This is a genomic window from Pseudomonas sp., from assembly GCF_028293835.1.
Lineage (GTDB): Bacteria > Pseudomonadota > Gammaproteobacteria > Pseudomonadales > Pseudomonadaceae > Aquipseudomonas.
This window is the reverse complement of sequence record NZ_JAQGNX010000108.1, coordinates 1-20087: the sequence shown is the minus strand read 5'-3', so window position 1 is coordinate 20087 and position 20087 is coordinate 1. Positions and strand designations below refer to the sequence as shown.

20 protein-coding genes and 1 tRNA gene are annotated in these 20087 nt (G+C 57.7%); 13 read left to right on the top strand and 8 right to left on the bottom strand.

Features of this window, described 5'->3' with window-relative positions; all coding sequences use genetic code 11:
- The first annotated feature begins 40 nt into the window (after nucleotides 1-40).
- Nucleotides 41-679 (top strand): uracil phosphoribosyltransferase, encoded by a 639-nt coding sequence (gene upp / locus JWR17_RS15735; protein ID WP_299832855.1) that lies wholly within the window; start codon nucleotides 41-43, stop codon nucleotides 677-679.
- On the top strand, nucleotides 679-1956 hold the full coding sequence (locus JWR17_RS15730) for a uracil-xanthine permease family protein (protein ID WP_299832854.1): 1278 nt from the start codon (nucleotides 679-681) through the stop codon (nucleotides 1954-1956). Before upp ends, JWR17_RS15730 begins: the two co-directional genes overlap by 1 nt.
- A gap of 277 nt (nucleotides 1957-2233) precedes the next feature.
- Here the strand turns inward: JWR17_RS15730 and hemH are convergent, their stop codons facing one another.
- Together hemH and JWR17_RS15720 are read right to left on the bottom strand one after the other, a co-directional pair.
- Entirely contained in the window at nucleotides 2234-3259 is a 1026-nt protein-coding gene (gene hemH / locus JWR17_RS15725) for a ferrochelatase (RefSeq protein WP_299832853.1), read from the bottom strand.
- Between the two features lie 13 nt (nucleotides 3260-3272).
- A complete protein-coding gene (locus JWR17_RS15720; RefSeq protein WP_299832852.1) occupies nucleotides 3273-4175 on the bottom strand; it encodes a TIGR01777 family oxidoreductase in 903 nt (300 codons plus the stop codon).
- Nucleotides 4176-4487: 312 nt separating this feature from the next.
- Between JWR17_RS15720 and JWR17_RS15715 the strand changes: the two genes are divergently transcribed.
- From JWR17_RS15715 to JWR17_RS15685, 7 genes are all read left to right on the top strand, one after another.
- The gene (locus JWR17_RS15715) at nucleotides 4488-5474 is read left to right on the top strand and encodes an NAD(P)/FAD-dependent oxidoreductase (RefSeq protein ID WP_299832851.1); all 987 of its coding nucleotides are present in this window, start codon (nucleotides 4488-4490) and stop codon (nucleotides 5472-5474) included.
- A 207-nt stretch (nucleotides 5475-5681) separates the two neighbouring features.
- Nucleotides 5682-6644: a DUF523 and DUF1722 domain-containing protein gene (locus tag JWR17_RS15710; protein ID WP_299832850.1), complete on the top strand. Its 963-nt coding sequence runs from the start codon at nucleotides 5682-5684 to the stop codon at nucleotides 6642-6644.
- Between the two features lie 3 nt (nucleotides 6645-6647).
- A complete protein-coding gene (locus tag JWR17_RS15705; RefSeq protein WP_299832849.1) occupies nucleotides 6648-7598 on the top strand; it encodes a MerR family transcriptional regulator in 951 nt (316 codons plus the stop codon).
- 9 nt (nucleotides 7599-7607) lie between these two features.
- A complete protein-coding gene (phrB, locus tag JWR17_RS15700) occupies nucleotides 7608-9053 on the top strand; it encodes a deoxyribodipyrimidine photo-lyase (RefSeq protein WP_299832848.1) in 1446 nt (481 codons plus the stop codon).
- Nucleotides 9046-9228 (top strand): hypothetical protein, encoded by a 183-nt coding sequence (locus JWR17_RS15695; protein WP_299832847.1) that lies wholly within the window; start codon nucleotides 9046-9048, stop codon nucleotides 9226-9228. Before phrB ends, JWR17_RS15695 begins: the two co-directional genes overlap by 8 nt.
- A complete protein-coding gene (locus tag JWR17_RS15690) occupies nucleotides 9225-10472 on the top strand; it encodes an FAD-dependent oxidoreductase (RefSeq protein ID WP_299832846.1) in 1248 nt (415 codons plus the stop codon). The genes JWR17_RS15695 and JWR17_RS15690 overlap by 4 nt, the downstream gene beginning before the upstream one ends.
- A 217-nt stretch (nucleotides 10473-10689) precedes the next feature.
- The gene (locus JWR17_RS15685; protein ID WP_299832844.1) at nucleotides 10690-11004 is read left to right on the top strand and encodes a YkgJ family cysteine cluster protein; all 315 of its coding nucleotides are present in this window, start codon (nucleotides 10690-10692) and stop codon (nucleotides 11002-11004) included.
- 110 nt (nucleotides 11005-11114) lie between these two features.
- On the opposite strand, the gene JWR17_RS15680 is transcribed toward JWR17_RS15685, so the two are convergent.
- From JWR17_RS15680 to hemA, 6 genes are all read right to left on the bottom strand, one after another.
- Nucleotides 11115-11633 carry an acyloxyacyl hydrolase gene (locus tag JWR17_RS15680; RefSeq protein ID WP_299832843.1) on the bottom strand — a complete coding sequence of 173 codons (519 nt, stop codon included), beginning with the start codon at nucleotides 11631-11633 and terminating at the stop codon, nucleotides 11115-11117.
- A 119-nt stretch (nucleotides 11634-11752) separates the two neighbouring features.
- On the bottom strand, nucleotides 11753-12553 hold the full coding sequence (murI, locus tag JWR17_RS15675; RefSeq protein ID WP_299832842.1) for a glutamate racemase: 801 nt from the start codon (nucleotides 12551-12553) through the stop codon (nucleotides 11753-11755).
- Complete coding sequence (locus tag JWR17_RS15670) at nucleotides 12546-13304, bottom strand: molybdopterin-synthase adenylyltransferase MoeB (RefSeq protein ID WP_299832841.1); 759 nt, start codon at nucleotides 13302-13304, stop codon at nucleotides 12546-12548. Before JWR17_RS15670 ends, murI begins: the two co-directional genes overlap by 8 nt.
- Nucleotides 13294-14139 carry a peptide chain release factor N(5)-glutamine methyltransferase gene (gene prmC / locus JWR17_RS15665; protein ID WP_299832840.1) on the bottom strand — a complete coding sequence of 282 codons (846 nt, stop codon included), beginning with the start codon at nucleotides 14137-14139 and terminating at the stop codon, nucleotides 13294-13296. Before prmC ends, JWR17_RS15670 begins: the two co-directional genes overlap by 11 nt.
- On the bottom strand, nucleotides 14140-15222 hold the full coding sequence (prfA, locus tag JWR17_RS15660; RefSeq protein ID WP_299832839.1) for a peptide chain release factor 1: 1083 nt from the start codon (nucleotides 15220-15222) through the stop codon (nucleotides 14140-14142).
- Nucleotides 15219-16496: a glutamyl-tRNA reductase gene (gene hemA, locus JWR17_RS15655; protein WP_299832838.1), complete on the bottom strand. Its 1278-nt coding sequence runs from the start codon at nucleotides 16494-16496 to the stop codon at nucleotides 15219-15221. Before hemA ends, prfA begins: the two co-directional genes overlap by 4 nt.
- Before the next feature lie 228 nt (nucleotides 16497-16724).
- Here hemA and JWR17_RS15650 point away from each other — a divergent pair, with 228 nt between their 5' ends.
- The 4 genes from JWR17_RS15650 (at nucleotide 16725) to JWR17_RS15635 (ending at nucleotide 20038) form a co-directional block, all read left to right on the top strand.
- Nucleotides 16725-18452 (top strand): tetratricopeptide repeat protein, encoded by a 1728-nt coding sequence (locus tag JWR17_RS15650; protein ID WP_299832837.1) that lies wholly within the window; start codon nucleotides 16725-16727, stop codon nucleotides 18450-18452.
- A gap of 4 nt (nucleotides 18453-18456) precedes the next feature.
- Complete coding sequence (gene lolB, locus JWR17_RS15645; protein ID WP_299832836.1) at nucleotides 18457-19074, top strand: lipoprotein insertase outer membrane protein LolB; 618 nt, start codon at nucleotides 18457-18459, stop codon at nucleotides 19072-19074.
- A 2-nt stretch (nucleotides 19075-19076) separates the two neighbouring features.
- Nucleotides 19077-19928 (top strand): 4-(cytidine 5'-diphospho)-2-C-methyl-D-erythritol kinase, encoded by an 852-nt coding sequence (gene ispE / locus JWR17_RS15640; RefSeq protein WP_299832835.1) that lies wholly within the window; start codon nucleotides 19077-19079, stop codon nucleotides 19926-19928.
- Nucleotides 19929-19963: 35 nt separating this feature from the next.
- A tRNA-Gln gene (locus JWR17_RS15635) sits at nucleotides 19964-20038 on the top strand.
- Nucleotides 20039-20087: the final 49 nt, after the last annotated feature.

The window sequence follows — 20087 nt, the reverse complement described above, 5'->3', positions numbered from 1 at the left end:
ATCTAGGCCGTTTTTTTGCCCCCCGTCGGAGTCTTTCCTTATGCCTATCCGTGAGATCCGCCATCCGCTGATCCGCCACAAGCTCGGCCTGATGCGTCGCGCTGACATCAGCACGAAGAACTTTCGTGAACTGGCTCAGGAGGTCGGTGCACTGCTGACGTACGAAGCAACTGCAGACCTGCCGTTGGAAAGCTATGACATCCAAGGCTGGGCCGGGACGGTGTCGGTGGAAAAAATCGCCGGCAAGAAAATCACTGTTGTGCCTATTTTACGCGCAGGTATCGGCATGCTCGACGGCGTACTCAGCTTGATTCCGGGCGCCAAGGTCAGCGCGGTCGGCCTGGCGCGCAACGAAGAGACATTGCAAGCCCACACCTATCTGGAAAAACTGGTGCCGGAGATCAATGAGCGTCTGGCGATGATTATCGACCCGATGCTGGCAACCGGCAATTCGATGGTTGCGGCCATTGACTTGCTGAAGCGGGCTGGCTGCAAGGAAATCCGCGCCATGGTTCTGGTTGCGGCGCCTGAAGGCATCGCCGCGGTGGACAAAGCGCACCCCGACGTGATGATTTACACCGCCTCCATTGACGAACGCCTGAACGAACACGGCTACATTATTCCGGGCCTGGGCGATGCCGGTGACAAGATATTCGGTACCAAGCAGAAGGACGCGTGATGAAGTCGGATGAGTTCAACGACCCACTCTGGCGCACGGTGCTGTCGGGCGCGCAAATGCTGTTCGTGGCGTTCGGCGCCTTGGTGTTGATGCCTTTGATTACGGGGCTCGATCCGAACGTCGCGCTGTTTACGGCCGGGCTTGGGACGCTGTGTTTTCAGGTGGTCACCGGGCGCCAGGTGCCGGTATTCCTGGCTTCAAGCTTTGCCTTTATCACGCCGATCATTCTCGCCAAAGGTCAGTTTGGCCTTGCGGCGACCATGGGCGGGATCATGGCTGCCGGGTTCGTTTATACCTTTCTCGGGCTTGCGGTGAAGATCAAAGGCACCGGCTTTATTGATCGGCTGTTGCCGCCGGTGGTGATCGGTCCGGTGATCATTTCAATCGGCCTGGCAATGGCGCCCATTGCCGCCAACATGGCGATGGGCAAAGGCGGTGATGGCGCGGAACTGATTCCGTATCACATCGCGATGTGGATCTCGATGCCGGCCTTGTTGACCACGGTGATCGTCGCGGTGTTTGGGCGTGGGATATTCCGTCTGGTGCCGATTATTTCCGGGGTACTGGTCGGGTTTGCTCTGGCGTTCTATTTCGGCGTGGTGGATGTGGCGAAAATCACCGCAGCGCCTTGGCTTGCCCTGCCGAAATTCACAGCACCCGAATTCAACTGGCAGGCTATTTTGTTCATCGTCCCAGTGGCCTTGGCTCCAGCCATTGAGCACATTGGCGGCGTGATTGCGGTAGGCAGCGTGACCGGTCGTGATTACCTGAAAAAGCCGGGACTGCATCGCACCTTATTGGGGGACGGTATCGCCACCACCGTGGCCGGTCTGTTTGGCGGACCGCCGAACACAACGTATGCCGAAGTCACCGGAGCGGTGATGCTGACCAAAAACTACAACCCGAAAATCATGACCTGGGCGGCGATATTCGCCATTAGCCTGGCGTTCATCGGCAAGTTCGGCGCGTTGCTGCAAAGCATTCCGGTTCCGGTAATGGGCGGAATTCTTTGCCTGCTGTTCGGTTCGATTGCTGCGGTGGGCATGAATACGCTTATCCGCCACAAGGTCGACCTCGCCGAAGCACGCAACCTGGTGATTGTGTCGGTGACACTGGTCTTCGGCATCGGCGGTGTACTGATCGGCACCGGCACCGGGCCTGATGACTTCGGGCTCAAAGGCATTGCCTTGTGCGCGGTAGTAGCGATTGGCTTGAACCTGCTGCTGCCGGGGAATGACAGCTGGAAGCACAAGAAGAAACTGGAGGAGATGGTGTAGAGCAGGATTGCGCTGCCGATACCGCCGGATATCTGTAGGAGGCAACTGGTTGGCGAGAGGCTTGACAGGGTGTGTCAGGTATATCGCCTCGCCAACGGGTTGGCTCTTATCAAACAACGAATAACTTATTGACTGAAAAAATAATCTGTAGGAGCTGCCGAAGGCTGCAATTCGACCGGGAACCGGTCGCCCTCGTTATACCGCTGAACGGGTGCCGGTCGTTCGCGACCCCGGCCTATCGCAGCCTTCGGCAGCTCCTTCAGGTTCAAAACAGGGCCTACAACATCACCGGCGCACGCGCACACAGGGTATTCAGCGCCGCCGCCCAGTGTGGATCATCATTCAGGCAGGGTATCAACACCAACTCCTCGCCCCCTGCATCACGGAATTGTTCTTTACCGCGATCACCGATTTCTTCCAGGGTCTCGATGCAGTCCGCGACAAATGCCGGGCACATGACCAGGATTTTTTTCACGCCTTCCTGCGCCAGGACCGCAAGACGCGCTTCGGTGTACGGTTCAATCCATTTTGCACGACCCAATCGAGACTGGAACGACACGGACCATTTGCCATCGGCCAAACCCAGGCGCTCGGCAAACAGCTTGGCGGTACGTAAGCACTGAGCCCGATAGCAGGTGGCAATAACCTCAGGCGAAGCGGTTTGGCAGCAGTCGGCGCCCTTGAAGCAATGATCGCCCGTAGGGTCCAGCTTGTGCAGGTGGCGCTCCGGCAAACCATGAAAGCTCAGTAGCAAATGATCATGGGCCTGCTGCAAATGCGGTCGAGCGTTTTCCACCAGTGCGTCAAGGTATTCAGGCTGATCGTAAAAAGGCTGCAGCAACGAAAATTGAATGTTCAACGACTTGGCCTTCACCGCTCGCTTCGCTTCCTCGATCACCGTGGTCACGGTGCTGTCAGCGAACTGCGGATACAGGGGCGCCAGCGTCACTTTTTGAATGCCGCGTGCGGCCAAACGAGTCAGCACGGTCCCAATCGATGGCTCGCCATAGCGCATGGCCAATTCGACCGGGCCTTGCGTCCACTCTTTGACCATGGCCTGTTGCAAGCGCTGGCTTAACACCACCAGCGGCGAACCCTGCTCCCACCAGATCGAAGCGTAGGCATGGGCAGACTGTTCCGGACGCTTGATCAGAATCAGCGACACCAGCAACCGCCGCACCGGCCACGGCACATCGATCACGTAAGGGTCCATCAAGAACTGATTCAGGTAGCTTCGGACATCCGCCACCTTGGTTGAAGCCGGTGAACCTAGATTGACCAGCAACAGCGCGTGATCGGTCATGCAACTTCCTTTGTCAGTGGCGGCTCAGCACATCGACCAGCGCCGCGTTCAAATCAGTAAATTGAAAGGTGAAGCCTGCTTCCTGCAACCGAAGAGGGTGAGCGCGCTGGCCACCCAACAGTAACAGCGACATTTCGCCCAGCAGCATTTTTAGCGGCAGCGCCGGTAGGGGCATGAATGAGGGCCGGTGTAAAATGCCAGCCAGGGTTTTGGCGAATTCGATATTGCGCACCGGCTGCGGCGCGCAAGCATTATAGGGACCTTGGGATTCAGCCCGGTTCAACAAAAAATCAATCAAGCCGATTTGGTCTTGCACATGAATCCATGGCATCCATTGCCGACCACTGCCAATGGGCCCGCCGAGGCCGAGCTTGAACGGCAACAACAGCCGCTGCAGAAAACCGCCATCGGGGGCTAGCACCAAACCCGTACGTACCAGGACCACGCGAATGCCCACGGCCTCGGCGCGCTGCGCAGTTTCTTCCCAGGCGTCACACAAGCGACTGGCAAAATCCAGAGCGACCGGTAACGCCTGCTCATTCAGTTCACGCTCACCGCCGTCGCCATACCAGCCAACGGCTGACCCGGAAATCAATACCGACGGTTTTTGCTCGCGGCGCTCCAGCCAGGCGAGTAATTGCTCGGTAAGGCCGATGCGACTTTCCCACAACAGCGCTTTGCGTTTACGCGTCCAGGGCCGGTCAGCGATGGGTGCGCCGGCGAGATTGATTACCCCATCGACAGGCTCGGTGCCTATCTCATCCAACGAGGCGACAGCGCGCACCGAATCACCACACAGCCTGGCGACCTCAGTGGGCCGACGGCTCCAGACCGTAAGCCGATGACCTTGTGCCAACCAGTATCTGCACAGTTGACGTCCTATCAAACCAGTACCGCCGGTCAGCAAAATATGCATGACGCGCTCCTCGCGTGGCGTTAGCCGCAAATCGTTAGTCTATTGATTACCACCTTCCGCTTTCGTGCCACGGAGGTGGTTGGAGCCATCGCTCATCGACCGCCCTGACTCAACCATAGGCCACGACTGAGTGCACCACGCGCTGACTGTTCGGGCACTGTCCATTGGAGTAGTTGAAGAACCCCGTTCAAGGACCACACTCACTCCAACGAATTACTGAATGTGCACGAGGCAGCAAGTTATACCGAAAAACAATATTGTACAGGTTTTAACTACGGCGTAGTCTGTGCAAACAAGGTAAACGAGGCCCCTATGACTGTACCTATCGCAATCATCGGTACCGGCATCGCCGGACTCTCAGCTGCCCAGGCGCTTCATAGCGCAGGGCATCCCGTCCACCTCTTCGATAAAAGCCACGGCAGTGGCGGCCGAATGTCGAGCAAGCGCAGCGATGCGGGTGTTCTAGACATGGGCGCGCAATACTTTACTGCCCGTGATCGCCGCTTCGTAGAAATCGTGCAGCAATGGCAAGCCAACGGCCATGTCGCGGTGTGGACGCCTCAGCTCTATAACTACCATGCAGGCAGGCTCAGCCCATCGCCGGACGAACAGACCCGCTGGGTTGGCAACCCGCGCATGAGCGCCATTACCCGGGCCATGCGGGGCGACCTGCCGGTGACATTCTCCTGCCGGATTACCGAGGTGTATCGCGGCAAACATCACTGGAGCCTGCAGGACGCTGACGGTGTTACCCACGGTCCGTTCAGTCACGTAGTGATCGCCCTGCCCGCGCCGCAAGCCACCACCCTGCTCGCCGCCGCGCCGAAACTCGCCAGCATTGTTGCCGGGGTGAAAATGGACCCCACCTGGGCAGTCGCGCTGGCCTTTGAGACGCCGCTGCAAACCCCCATGGAAGGCTGCTTCGTGCAGGACAGTCCGCTTGACTGGCTGGCCCGCAACCGAAGTAAACCGGGACGTGCAAGTAACCTCGATACCTGGGTGCTGCACGCTACCAGTGACTGGAGCAAGCAGCATCTGGACCTTTCGAAAGAAGATGTGATCGAGCAGCTCCATGGCGCCTTTGCCGAGTTGGTTGACTGCGCGATGCCGGCGCCGGCCTTCACCCTGGCCCACCGCTGGCTCTACGCACGGCCGGCCGGGGCGCATGAATGGGGATCGTTGTCGGACCCCGATCTCGGTGTGTATGTGTGTGGCGACTGGTGCTTGTCGGGCCGGGTCGAGGGTGCCTGGCTCAGCGGTCAAGAGGCGGCCCGCCGGCTGCTTGAACACTTGGAATGAATCGGAAACGCCGAGGCATGGCATATTGGCTGGCAATAACCGATTGCCCCTGTTGCTGCGCCCTTGCATGGGGCCGTTAAGTTTTCAATTTGTTAGATACGTGACAAAAGTTATACAAACCGTTTGACTTGTATAGCATCGAACCTATGATGATCAAAAGCTATACAGAAAATTTATCTCTGTATAGGTATGGATCAGAGGTTTGTCATGACCAACACCACTGCCATCAGCAAACCCAAGCTCGGAATAAGCGCCTGCCTGATGGGTGCTGAGGTACGTTTCAACGGCGGGCACAAGCAATCGCTTTTGTGCACCCAAACCCTAAGTGAATATTTCGACTTCGTTCCGGCGTGTCCTGAAGTCGCCATCGGCATGAGCATTCCGAGAGAAGCCATTCGCCTGGTCGGTGATGCAGACGCTCCGCAAGCCATCGGCAGTGTCCACAGCGATTTGAACGTGACCCAGCCACTGGCTGAATATGGCGCGCACATGGCCGCACAAATGAACGATGTATGCGGCTATATTTTTATGCAGAAATCGCCGTCGTGCGGCCTCGAACGGGTAAAGGTCTATCAGGACAACGGCCTTCCTGCGCCGGTTGGCCGCGGCATCTACGCCCAGGCATTCTGCGCGAGCCAACCCGATTTGCCGGTTGAAGAAGACGGGCGCCTGAATGATCCGGTACTCCGGGAAAACTTCATCACGCGAGTGCTTACCTATGCCGACTGGCAGGCGTTGGTCAGCACAGGGCTGACCCGCCGCGGGCTGATGGGCTTTCACGCGCGCTACAAATACCAACTCATGGCGAACAGCCCGGCGCAGTACAGAGCGCTAGGGAGAATGCTCGGCTCCATGGCCAAAGCCGATCCTAACGAGATCGGTCCTCGTTATTTCAGCCAATTGATGAGCGCTCTAAAGAGATGCGCGACTCGGGGTACACATACCAACGTCTTGCAACACCTCAATGGGTATTTCAAAAAGACCATGAGCCAACATGACCGTCAGGAAATGCAACGGCTGATTGCCCAATACCAACGCGGCGTTGTGCCTTTGATCGTGCCGCTTACCCTGCTCAAACATCACTTGCGCCAGCATCCGGACCCCTACCTTACCCAGCAGGTTTATCTGCAGCCGCACCCGGAAAATCTCAGCCTGCGCAATGCGATCTAGCTCATGACAACTCTGGCCGGCGACACACCCGACACCCGGCCCGAGCCCGACGGCGCCGATTACTTACTGGCACTAAAGCAAGGCTGGCTGCCGATTCGCGAAGTGGCCCGGCTAACCGGGGTCAACGCCGTCACGCTACGCGCGTGGGAGCGACGCTACAGATTAATCGTGCCGCAGCGCACACCCAAAGGTCACCGCCTGTACTCGGCGGAACACGTGGAACGGATTCTAGCGATCCTCAAATGGCTCGATCGGGGTGTGTCAGTCAGTCAAGTCAAGCACCTGCTCGATGCGCCACAACCCGTGTTCAGTAATCCAGAAAATGACTGGGACGACTTGCGTCAGGCCCTGCTACAAGCCATCAGCCAGTTGGCTGAACGCAAGGTGGATGAAACCTTTAATCAGGCGATGTCGCTGTACCCACCCCGCACCCTTTGCGAACAGCTTTTATTGCCGTTACTGGCCGAACTGGAGCGGCGCTGGCAAGGGCAATTCGGTGCACACCTGGAGCGGGTATTTTTCTATTCCTGGCTGCGCAGCAAGCTTGGCGCGCGGATTTATTACAACAACCGCCAACTCAGCGGCGCACCCCTGCTGCTGGTGAACCAGTCTGACCTACCGCTGGAGCCGCACCTGTGGCTGACCGCCTGGCTCATCAGCAGCGCTAATTGTCCGGTGGAAGTTTTCGACTGGCCGCTGCCCGTTGGCGAATTGTCTCTGGCCGTGGAATACCTGAAAGCTAGGGGGCTGCTGCTGTATTCCAGCAAAGCATTGAACCTGAGCCAGTTGCCCAAGCTGCTGGCCAACATCGCCTGCCCTAAATTGATTACCGGACCAACGGTACGCATCCATTGCGCTGAGCTGTCGGTATCTATTACCGAGATCCAAGGGTTGACGCTTGCCGAGGGTCCCCTTACAGCCCAAGCCGCACTGCACACGCTCGGGGTTATTTGAGGAATGACTATGCAACTGGTTTGGCTGCGCAGCGACCTGCGCCTGCATGACAACACCGCCTTGAGCGCCGCCATGGGTAGCGGCCCGACCATCGCGGTGTACCTGATCAGCCCCGCACAATGGCAAGCCCATGACGATGCGGCCTGCAAGGTCGACTTCTGGTTGCGTAACTTGGTCGAAGTCAGCAAGACCTTGGGCGCATTGAATGTGCCGCTGTTGATCCGCCATGCAGACACGTGGGGCCAGGCGGCCGGGGTACTGCTGGAGGTATGCAAGCAACATAAGATTGACGCCCTGCACGTCAATGATGAATACGGTATCAACGAGACGACCCGTGATCGTGCAGTAAGCGAAACGCTGCAAGATGCCGGCGTGCATTTCCACCACTACCTGGATCAATTGTTTTTTAACCCTGGCAGCGTGCTGACTAAGTCCGGTAACTATTTCCAGGTGTATAGCCAATTTCGTAAGGTCTGCTACGCACGACTGCATCAGTCGCTGCCAAAATTGGTGACGCGCCCCAAAGCCCAGACTGCACTGACGATTAAAAGCGACACCGTACCGAGTTCAGTGGGCGGCTTTGCCACCCCGACTGAAGCCCTGCGCGCGCTGTGGCCAGCCGGGGAAGACGAAGCTTTTCGGCGCCTGAACGCCTTCACTGACGAACAAATAAATTATTACGACAGCGAGCGCGACTTTCCGGCCAAGCCAGGCACCAGTCAATTATCGGCTTATTTGGCAGCGGGAATAATTTCGCCGCGCCAATGCCTGCATGCGGCCCTACAAAGCAATGGCGGCGAGTTTGAAACCGGCAAGCTCGGCGCGGTGACGTGGATTAATGAGTTGCTGTGGCGCGAATTCTACAAACACATCCTGGCCGGCTACCCTCGCGTATCACGGCACCGCGCGTTCCGGGCTGAAACCGAAGCAGTGCAATGGCGCCATGCACCGGATGATTTGGCCGCCTGGCAAGAAGCACGCACCGGCTTACCTATCATCGATGCCGCCATGCGCCAATTGCTCGATACCGGCTGGATGCATAACCGGTTGCGCATGGTCGTGGCGATGTTTCTGACCAAAAATCTGTTGATCGACTGGCGTCTCGGCGAGCGTTTTTTCATGCAGCATCTTATCGACGGCGACTTGGCGGCCAACAACGGTGGCTGGCAGTGGAGTTCTTCGACCGGTACCGATTCCGCCCCGTACTTTCGGATTTTCAACCCGCTCAGCCAATCAGAGCGATTTGACGGTGACGGCCGCTTTCTCAAGCACTGGCTGCCGGAACTTGCCGACCTGACAAAAAAAGAAATTCATAACCCGGCAGCCACCGCTGGCTTGTTCGGCGTGGCCGACTATCCGAAACCCATCGTGGATCTAGGCAAGAGTCGCGTACGAGCGCTGGCTGCTTTTAGAAGTCTGCCCCACCGGCAACCGGGAGCGGGGCTCCATGAGTGATTTTCTGCGCTGCTTCGCCCAACACCTGCATCGCTCGCACCGGGCGCTGGAAATCGCGTTCCCTGCGCCGGTCATTCTCGGTCAGCGGTTCATGGCGATGTTGCCTAAACGCCCGCAACTGGCCCTTGGCAAACGCATGGCTCGCTCATCGAGCACGGAAAAGGGCGCCTTATGAAAATTGCGATCATTGGCAGTGGTATATCCGGCTTAACCACCGCGTATCTGCTCAATCGTCGCCACGAAATCACTGTCTTTGAAGCCGCAGACCGGGTTGGCGGCCATACGCATACCGTGAATATCACCGGGGACGGGACCCAATACGCCATTGATACCGGGTTTTTCGTTTTCAATGACTGGACTTATCCCAACTTCATTCGGTTGCTGCGCACCTTGGGCGTTTCGTACAAAGCCATAGAAATGAGCTTCTCGGTTTGCGATCCCCGCTCCGGGTTTGAGTACAACGGGAGTTCCCTCAACAGCCTGTTCGCTCAGCGCAGCAACCTCTGGTCACCTTCGTTTTGGCTGATGTTGCGTGACATTCTGCGCTTCAACCGTGAGGCGCTGGACGACCTTCACAGTCAGCGAATTGCGGCCGACATCACCTTGGGCGCGTACCTGAAAGACGGCGGCTACGGTCGGCGCTTTACCGAGCATTACATCGTGCCCATGGGCGCTGCGATCTGGTCGATGTCGCTGACCGACATGCTGAGCTTTCCACTGCAGTTTTTCGTGCGGTTCTTTAAAAACCCCGGTTTGCTCTCGGTCAATAATCGACCGCAATGGTGCGTCGTCGAGGGCGGTTCAAGCCGCTACATCGAGCCGCTGACCGCTTCGTTCCGCGACAAAATCCGCCTTAATTGCCCGGTCAGCCGGGTCGAGCGTGATGAGCAAGGCGTGGTAATTCACAGCGCAGTCGGCAGCGAGCTGTTCGACCGGGTGGTGTTTGCCTGCCACAGCGACCAAGCCCTGCAGACGCTGGCGCAACCGAGCGTGGCCGAGCAAGAGATCCTTGGCGCTCTGCCCTATGCCGACAACGACGTAGTACTGCACACCGACATCGGACTGTTACCGAAGCGGCCATTGGCCTGGGCCAGCTGGAATTATCGCGTCAGCGGCGACAGGCAGCATTTGGCGGCCGTGACCTATGACATGAACATCTTGCAAGGCTTGAAATCCGACACACGTTTTTGCGTCAGCTTAAACCAGACGGCCGCCATCGACCCGAGCAAAATCCTCGCCCGCTACTGCTACGCCCATCCGCAATACAGCCTGAGCACAGTCGCCGCACAAGCTCGCTGGGATGAATTGCTGGGGTCACAACACACCTATTATTGCGGCGCTTATTGGGCCAACGGCTTTCATGAAGACGGCGTGATCAGCGGTCTGCGCGTGGCTCAGGCGTTTGGGGAATCGCTGTGAACGGCGCGTCGTACAGCGGCTGCATAGCTCATCGGCGCTTTTCACCCGAGGCTGGGGCTTTGGCCCGAGCGTGGTGCTGCTGGGGATTATCTGGGCGAGGTAGTTTCCGCTGTTGCAGCGCCTGGCTAAAAAGATGAAGCGTTGCGACCGTTGACGAACGTGGTGTTTTGTCGCTGCATTCACACGAGTGTCACACAACGGCATACACTGCGCGCCTATGAACACCACCAACATTCCCTTGACTCAAATTCCTGCAGAACCGGCCATTACGTGCTCGACCTGTGCCGCCTGCTGTTGCCAACTGGAAGTGATGCTGATCACCGACACGGGCGTGCCTGAACGTTATATCGATACGGACGATTGGGGTGGCGAGGTGATGTTGCGTCTGGACGACGGCTGGTGTGCGGCGTTGGATCGCAACACGATGATGTGCACGATTTATGAAAAGCGTCCGCTGATTTGCCGCGAGTTCGAAACGGGAGCAGACGATTGCTTGAACGAACGCCGCGGGATCGCCACCGCGTATCGGTAAAAGATACCGCCAAACCTGCGGGAACCAACGTGTTGGCGAAAGGTTGCCCTCGGTGTGTCAGGCACGCCGCCTCGCGAACAAGTTCGCTCCCACAGTTGCAGTGTTAAACCCTAGAACGGTACGGTGTAATGCAGCGCGTAGCTTTCTACACCGGAATTCGGTTCTTTGATTCCGCCGTTGGAATAATGCGTCGCACGAATGCCGACTTCATGTCCATTGTTGAAGCGCAAACCAAACCCTACCCGGTCTTCAAATAGAAAAGCCGTGCTTAACTTCTGGTCTTCTACCCGGGTGCTTGAAAATACTGCCACGCCAATACCCGCTTCCACGTACGGTTTAATGCTCGCCGAGCCGAATTCGTAAACAAATACCGGTGAGAAGGACAGGCTATTGTTACCTGAAGATTTGTCACCGGACCAGTACGTGTAAGCGCCGTTCCAGTATCCGGTCAGACGTCCGACGTCCGTCTGGAACCAACTTTTATCCCAATCAAACTGCACGCCCAGGCGATAGGTCTGCGTCGATTCGCCGGTCTCGCCGACTGACAATTCAAGACCCGCCGCGTTAGCAATAACGCTTTGCCCCATTAATGCGGCCGCAATCGCAGCCAAACAAAACAGTCGCTTCATCAGAAACACCCTATTTGCATAACGTTTCAGGAATTTATTTTTAGCGGACAGACTTTTAATAGAAATCCCCGGCCGGGCAATAGTTCCACGTTTTTTCCCGCGCCGCCTTGACACAATTCTTACAGAGCGAAGAATCGCACATTGGCAGTTTTTTGCCATAGCAAGGGCAAGATGTTTCTGAAAGTTTCTGGGGAGGCGCTGGTCCAGAACCGTGATTCCAGAGCGGGCCCGTCTGCCAACAGCTGGCGCTGGCTCAGCAAACGCTGGAGCTGACGTGCCACCGCGCTACCGGTATCAATCAAGCTGATTGAGTTCGGGATCATTTCCCGCAGCAAGGGTTTAAGGAAGGGATAGTGCGTGCAGCCTAGAATAATGGTGTCGCAGCCCGCCGCCAGCAGGGGTTCGACATAACCGCGAAGCAGGTTGCGAATGGTGGGGCTGACCAAATCACCGGTCTCAATCAGCTCGACCAGTCCCGGACAGGGTTGAGTGATAACGTGCACATCAGCGGCAAATCGGTCGAGTAACGCGGCGAACTTTGCGCTCTGCAGGGTGCCGGTGGTCGCTAATACGCCAACGATGCCACTGCGAGTCGCCGCCGCAGCCGGTTTGACCGCAGGCTCCATGCCGACGATGGGCCAGTCAGGGTAACGTTCGCGCAAATCAGCGACGCCGGCCACCGTTGCGGTATTGCACGCCAAGACCAAGGCTTTGGCGCCTTGGGCATGAAAAAACTCAGCAATGATCGCACAGCGCTGGCGAATGAATTCCGGGGTTTTTTCGCCATAAGGAATATGGCCGCAATCGGCCACGTACAGCAGCGATTCATTGGGTAACAGACTGTGAATTTCACTCAGGACCGATAAACCTCCCACGCCGGAATCAAAGACTCCAATGGGCGCTTCGCTGGCTTTAGTCATGGGCAGTGCCGCCGCACACGCTGCACGCGGGGTCGCGCTTGACTCGCAGCTCCCGGAAGCGGCTGGTTAACGCATCGATCAACAACAAGCGCCCGACCATGGGCTCGCCAAAACCTGCCAACAGCTTCAGTGCTTCCAACGCTTGCAGGCTGCCGACCATTCCCACCAAGGGACCGATGACTCCGGCTTCGCTGCAGGTCAATTCGTCTTCGCTGCCATGGCCATAAAGGCAGTGATAACACGGGCTATCAGCACGTCGCGAATCAAACACCGACAACTGCCCCTCCAAACGAATCGCTGCGCCACTGACCAACGGTTTCTGGGCTGCAACGCAAGCAGCGTTGACCGCTTCACGGGTGCCGAAGTTATCAGAGCAGTCCAGCACCAGGTCCACCGCATCGACCGCCGCTGCCAGGCTGTCAGCGTCCAACGCGCTGCGATGAGCGGTCAGTTTCACGTCGGGGTTGATGGCGCTCAGGCGCTTCATGGCCGAATCGACTTTGCTCTTTCCGACGCTGTGGCTGTCGTGGATGATCTGCCGTTGCAGATTGGTCGCGTCCACGGTGTCGAAGTCGGCCAGGTGCAATTCGCCCACCCCGGCCGCCGCCAAATATAAGGCGACTGGCGAACCGAGGCCGCCGAGGCCTACGATCAATGCGCGGCTGGCTTTGAGGCGTAGTTGGCCCGCGATATCCACGTGCTGTAACAAAATCTGCCGGCTGTAACGCAACAGTTCCGCGTCAGTCAGCATGACGACGCCCGAGGGTAATGCGTTCGTGACCGCCTAGGTCCATGCGGCTTTGTACACGCTCGAACCCTTGACTGGCCATCAGATCGCGCACGGCGGCGGCTTGGTCGTAACCATGTTCGAGCAACAACCAGCCGTCGACCTCGAGGTGGCGTGGGGCCTGGGCGATGATCAAACGTATGTCGTCCAAGCCATCGACGCCCGCTACCAGAGCGCTGCTCGGTTCGAAACGAACGTCCCCCTCCACCAGATGCGGATCGGCAGAGGCTATGTAAGGTGGATTGCTAACGATCAGGTCGAAACGTCGTCCTTCCAGGGCGCTGAACCAGTGGCTGTTCAGCACCGTGGCGTTGTCCAGGTGCAGCCGATGACGGTTGCGCTCGGCCAGGGCGACGGCTTCAGGCACTCGATCCACAGCCGTCACGTCCCAGAAGGAACGGTCGTGTGCCAAGGCCAAGGCAATCGCCCCAGTGCCCGTGCCGAGGTCGAGCACCGTGACCGGCGCTTGCGATGGCGTCGCTGCGTGCAATTCCAGCGCGACCTCAACCAGCAACTCGGTATCGGGACGCGGGATCAGTGTGTGCGGAGCGACCTCAAGGTCGAGTTTCCAGAAGCCCTGCTGACCCAGGATGTAGGCCACGGGTTCACCGGTTCTTCGACGCTGCAGGTAGGACGCGAACATCAGGGCCGCTTCGGTGCTGACAATACGTTCGGGCCACGTGTGCAGGAAACTCCGCGGTTTACCCAGCGCGGCGGCCAGTAATAACTCCACGTCCAGACGCGCGGTGGGGGAATCAGGAAGCTCGGCGCCTCTTAACAAGCTGGCAATAATCGTCATTTACTCACCTAATGCCGCAAGTTGGTCGGCCTGATACTCAGCTAAAAGCGGCTCTATCACTGCATCGACCCCGCCCGCCAAAACTTCATCAAGGGAATACAGCGTCAAGTTGACACGATGATCCGTGACCCGTCCCTGAGGGAAATTATAGGTGCGAATTCGCTCGGAACGGTCGCCGGAGCCCACCAACAGCTTACGCTCACTGGCGATTGCATTGGCAGCGGCGCTGGTTTGCTGATCGTTGAGCTTCGCTGACAGCCAGGACATCGCCCGTGCGCGATTCTTGTGCTGGGAACGCTCTTCCTGGCACTCCACTACAATACCCGTCGGCAAGTGAGTAATGCGTACTGCCGAATCGGTTTTGTTGACGTGTTGCCCACCCGCGCCCGAGGATTTGTAGGTGTCTACGCGTAAATCAGACGAATTGATTTCGATGACTTGCTGCTCGTCTGGCTCGGGCAATACCGCCACGGTACAGGCAGAGGTATGAATACGGCCCTGGGATTCGGTCTCTGGAACGCGCTGAACACGGTGCGCACCGGACTCGAATTTCAACTTGCCATAGACATTTTCGCCTTCGACCCGAGCAATGACTTCTTTGAAGCCGCCATGCTCGCCAATATTTTCCGAAAGAATTTCCACCCGCCAACCGCGACGCTCGGCGTAACGCGAATACATGCGGAACAGATCACCCGAAAATATCGCGGCTTCGTCCCCCCCGGTACCGGCACGAATTTCCAGGAACACGTTGCGCCCGTCATTCGGGTCTTTGGGCAATAACATGCGTTGCAACTGCCCTTCGAGCTCAATCAATTGCGCCTTGGCCTCGCGAACTTCTTCGCCAGCCATTTCGCGCATGTCCGGGTCGCTGTCCTTAAGCAGCGCTTGCGCACCTTCAAGGTCCCCAAGCACTTTGAGTAACTGGTTATAGGTCACGACAATCGGTTCAACTTCGGCGTATTCCCGGGAATAGGCGCGAAACCTGTTTTGCTCGGAAATGACTTCGGCATCGCCCAGCAGTGCGGTCAATTCCTCGTAGCGGTCATTGAGGATGTCCAGCTTATTGAGCAGTGAAGCTTTCATTGCGGGGGTTTATCCGTCGAGCCCTCTCCGAGGGCAAAAAGTTCCTGAGCCATGGCCAGCGCATCGAGGCGGCCTTCAGCTGTCAGCTTTTTCAACTGCACGCTTGGAGCATGCATCAGTTTGTTGGTAAGGCCACGGGCCAATTGCATCAGAACGTCTTCGGCACTGCTGCCGTTGGCCAGCATGCGCTGGGCTTTGAGCAATTCGTCGTCGCGCAGGCGTTCGCTTTGCTGGCGGTAGGCCTTAAGCACGTCCACTGCAGCCAGCTCACGCAAACGCAGCATAAAGTCGTTCGCGCCGATATTCACCAGTTCCTCAGCTGCTTGCGCAGCGCCCTGGCGGCTTTTTAGGTTTTCAGCGACCACTTCGTGCAGATCATCGACGCTATACAGGTAAACGTCGTCCAGCTCGCCGACTTCGGGCTCGATATCTCGCGGAACCGCGATATCGACCATGAAAATGGGTTTGTGCTTGCGCAGCTTCAGGGCGCTTTCCACCGCGCCCTTGCCCAAGATCGGCAACTGGCTGGCCGTGGAGCTGATAACGATGTCGCTGTTGACCAATTCTGCGGGGATGTCCGAGAGCAATACCGCGTGGGCACCGAACTCTGCGGCCAAAATACTGGCGCGCTCCAACGTCCGGTTGGCGACCACAATACGCTTAACGCCCAGTTCATGCAGGTGCCGGGCAACTAAAGTGATGGTCTCGCCCGCACCGATCAGCAGGGCTTGGCTGCGCTGTAGGTCACTGAATATCTGCTTGGCCAGGCTAACGGCGGCAAACGCCACCGACACCGGGTTCTCGCCAATGGCGGTGTCGGTACGCACCTGTTTAGCAGCGTTGAACGTGGCCTGAAACAGTCGACCGAGCAAAGGCCCGATGGTCCCCGCTTCCCGTGCAACGGCGTACGCCGACTTCATTTGACCGAGAATTTGCGGCTCGCCCAGCACCAGCGAGTCGAGCCCGGAGGCGACCCGCATCATGTGACGAACTGCCGCATCATCCTCGTGAACATAAGCGCTGGCGCGCAGCTCTTCCAGACTCAAATGATGATAATCGGCCAGCCAGCGCAGTATCGAATCGGCGGCGATATGGTCGTGTTCGATGTACAACTCGCTGCGGTTGCAGGTCGAGAGGATCGCAGCTTCGCGGCTGTCGGTGAGACGGCAGAGCTGCTGCAAGGCCTCAACCAACAGCTCAGGGGTAAATGCCACGCGCTCGCGGACATCGACTGAAGCAGTCTTATGGTTAATACCAAGTGCAAGGAAGGCCATTCAAGGTCGCTGATGGTGACGTGAAGCCGGCAATTGTCCTACTTCGTCTGATTCAGAACAACCACCGCAGACTATTGTCCTAATAGAGCTGCCCATTTAATGCCCGTTTTTTGGGGTGTTTTTACCCACGGCAACATCGGGGTGAGTAGTTTTCGCACGGGCTGTGGGTTTGCTCCAAGGCTTGTGTCATGATGATCTGACCGCAGGTAAGTCGTCCTTCCCCTATATATGAATAGATCCTCCGCGCTACTTCTCGCCTTTGTCTTTTTGAACGGCTGCCAGGCTCTGGCTCCCGTTTCTCCCGGAGCGTCTGCTCCGGCTGGAGACACGACACCCGCGCCTGCCGCCAAACCGCAGGTCTATAGCTCTTTCTCTCAAGACACGGTTGTCAGCCTGTTGTCGGCGGAGTTGGCTGGCCAGCGCAACCGCTTCGACATAGCGCTGGACAACTACGTCACCCAGGCCGTGAACACTCAGGACCCGGGGATTTCCGAGCGCGCATTTCGTATCGCCGAGTACTTGGGCGCCGATCAGGCAGCCCTTGATACCTCGCTGATCTGGGCGAAGAACGACCCGTCCAACCTGGAAGCGCAGCGTGCCGCAGCGATCCAGCTGGCGCGGGCCGGGCGCTATGACGAGTCCATGGCCTACATGGAAAAAGTGCTGCAGGGTCAAGGCGACACGCATTTCGATTTCCTGGCGCTATCTGCCGCGGAAACCGATGCCGACACCCGCAACGGCCTGCTGAAAAGCTTCGATCGTCTGCTGCAGAAATACCCGAAAAATGGCCAGCTGATCTTCGGCAAAGCCTTGCTGCTCCAACAAAATGGTGATGCCAAAGGGGCATTGACCCTGCTCGAAGACAATCCGCCGACTGACGGCGAGATCGCACCGATCCTGCTGCACGCCCGCATCCTGCAAGGGATGGACCGTGGCAAGGAAGCGATGCCGCTTTTGCAAAAAAGCATCAAAAAATACCCGGACGACAAGCGTCTGCGCCTGACGTACGCGCGAATGTTGGTCGAACAAAACCGTATGGACGACGCTAAGGTTGAGTTTTCCAGCCTGGTTCAGCAATTTCCGGACGACGACGAACTGCGTTATTCGTTAGCGCTGGTGTGCCTTGAGGCTAAAGCCTGGGATGAAGCCGTTGGCTACCTGGAAGACTTGATCGGTCGCGGCAGCCACGTTGATTCGGCGCACTTGAACCTCGGTCGAGTGGCTGAAGAACGCAACGATCCGGACAAGGCGCTCGCTGAATATGCTCAAGTCGGCCCCGGCAACGATTATTTACCTGCACAACTGCGCCAGGCCGATATTCTAATGAGCCACGGCCGTACCGCTGAAGCCTCCAAGCTTCTGGCTTCGGCCCGTGACGCCCAGCCGGACTACGCGATTCAGCTGTATTTGATCGAAGCCGAGACACTGGAAAGCAACAAGCAGGGTGACCATGCCTGGCAAGTGCTGGAGCAGGCGCTGAAGCAATACCCTGACGACCTGAACCTGCTTTACACCCGCGCCATGCTGGCTGAAAAACGCAACGATCTGGCGCAGATGGAAAAAGACCTGCGGGCCATCCTCGCACGAGAGCCGGACAACGCCATGGCGCTGAATGCCTTGGGCTACACGCTTTCAGACCGGACAACACGCTATGCCGAAGCTAAAGCGCTGATCGAACGGGCACACCTTTTGAACCCGGAAGACCCTGCGGTGCTCGACAGTCTTGGCTGGGTGAATTACCGCCTGGGCAATCTTGACGAGGCCGAACGCTTGCTACGCCAGGCGCTGGCACGCTTCCCTGACCACGAGGTCGCCGCTCATCTGGGCGAAGTATTGTGGGCCAAAGGCAACCAACGCGAAGCCCGCAAAGTCTGGGGCAAAGCCCTTGAACAGCAACCTGACAGCCCAATTCTGCGCAGCACTGTGCGGCGCCTGACCGGATCCGAGACTCTTTAATTTTATGTTTTTGCGCCACGTTATCGTTTTCAGCTTGATTGCCCTGCTCGCCGGTTGCGCCGGTTTTACCAACCGCGAAGCCGTGCAGGGCCAAGGCAACCCCGCGCAATGGCGCGACCATAAAACCCAACTGAGCAGCCTTGATGGCTGGCAAATCAGCGGTAAAGTGGGCATTCGCGCGCCAAAAGATTCCGGCAGCGGCACACTGTTCTGGTTGCAACGCCAGGACTACTACGACATTCGCCTCTCAGGCCCACTGGGACGCGGCGCAGCGCGCCTGACCGGCCGCCCCGGCGCCGTCGCCCTGGAAGTCGCCAACCAAGGCCGCTTCGAAGCCACCAACCCCGAGGACCTGCTGCAAGCGCAGCTAGGGTGGAAGCTGCCAGTCTCGCACTTGGTCTGGTGGGTGCGCGGCCTCCCCGCCCCCGACAGCAAAAGCACGCTGACCCTCGATGGCGACAGCCGCCTTGCCAGTCTTGAACAAGACAACTGGCACGTCGAATACCTGAGTTATTCAGAGCAGAACGGCTACTGGCTGCCCGAACGCATCAAGCTGCACGGACAAGACCTTGACGTCACGCTGGTGATCAAGGACTGGCAGCCACGCAAATTGGGGCAATAAGCATGGACGTAGATCGCCTGACGCTGCCGGCGCCTGCCAAGCTCAATTTGATGCTGCACATTCTCGGACGACGCGCTGACGGCTATCACGAGCTGCAGACGCTGTTTCAGTTTCTCGATTACGGCGATGAACTCAGCTTTGCCCTGCGTGACGACGGAGAAATCCGACTGCAAACTGAAATTCCCACCGTCCCCCATGACAGCAATCTGATCGTCAAGGCTGCTCGGGCACTGCAAAAACAGTCCGGTTGTAGCCTCGGCGTAGACATCTGGCTGGAAAAACGCTTGCCCATGGGCGGTGGAATCGGCGGCGGAAGCTCTGATGCCGCCACAACATTGCTGGGTCTTAACCATCTTTGGAAACTGGGCTGGGATGAAGATCGTCTGGCCACCCTAGGCCTGACTTTAGGGGCTGACGTGCCGGTTTTCGTGCGCGGCCACGCGGCTTTTGCCGAAGGTGTCGGAGAAATATTGACCCCTGTAAACCCCGAAGAACCGTGGTATCTGGTGCTTGTGCCGCAAGTATCTGTAAGTACAGCAGAAATTTTTGCAGATCCACTGTTGACACGTGACACTCCTCCCATTAAAGTGCGCCCCGTTCTCGAGGGAAACAGTCGAAATGACTGTCAACCGGTTGTAGAGAGGCGTTACCCAGCTGTTCGTAACGCTTTGAATTTGTTAGGCAAATTTGTCGACGCAAAATTAACCGGAACTGGAAGTTGTGTGTTTGGGGCCTTCCCAAACAAAGCTGAAGCTGATAAAGTCTCGGCCCTTCTAACAGAGACCCTTACAGGGTTTGTAGCAAAGGGAAGCAACGTTTCGATGTTGCATCGCAAGCTGCAAGAGCTGTTCTAAGAACTGAGTGCTCGGCACTCAGGTGAAACAATTACAGGGGCGTCGCCAAGCGGTAAGGCAGCAGGTTTTGATCCTGCCATGCGTTGGTTCGAATCCAGCCGCCCCTGCCATTTTCTATACTCATCCAGGTATACCCTCAGCCGGCAGGTACTGCGCGTG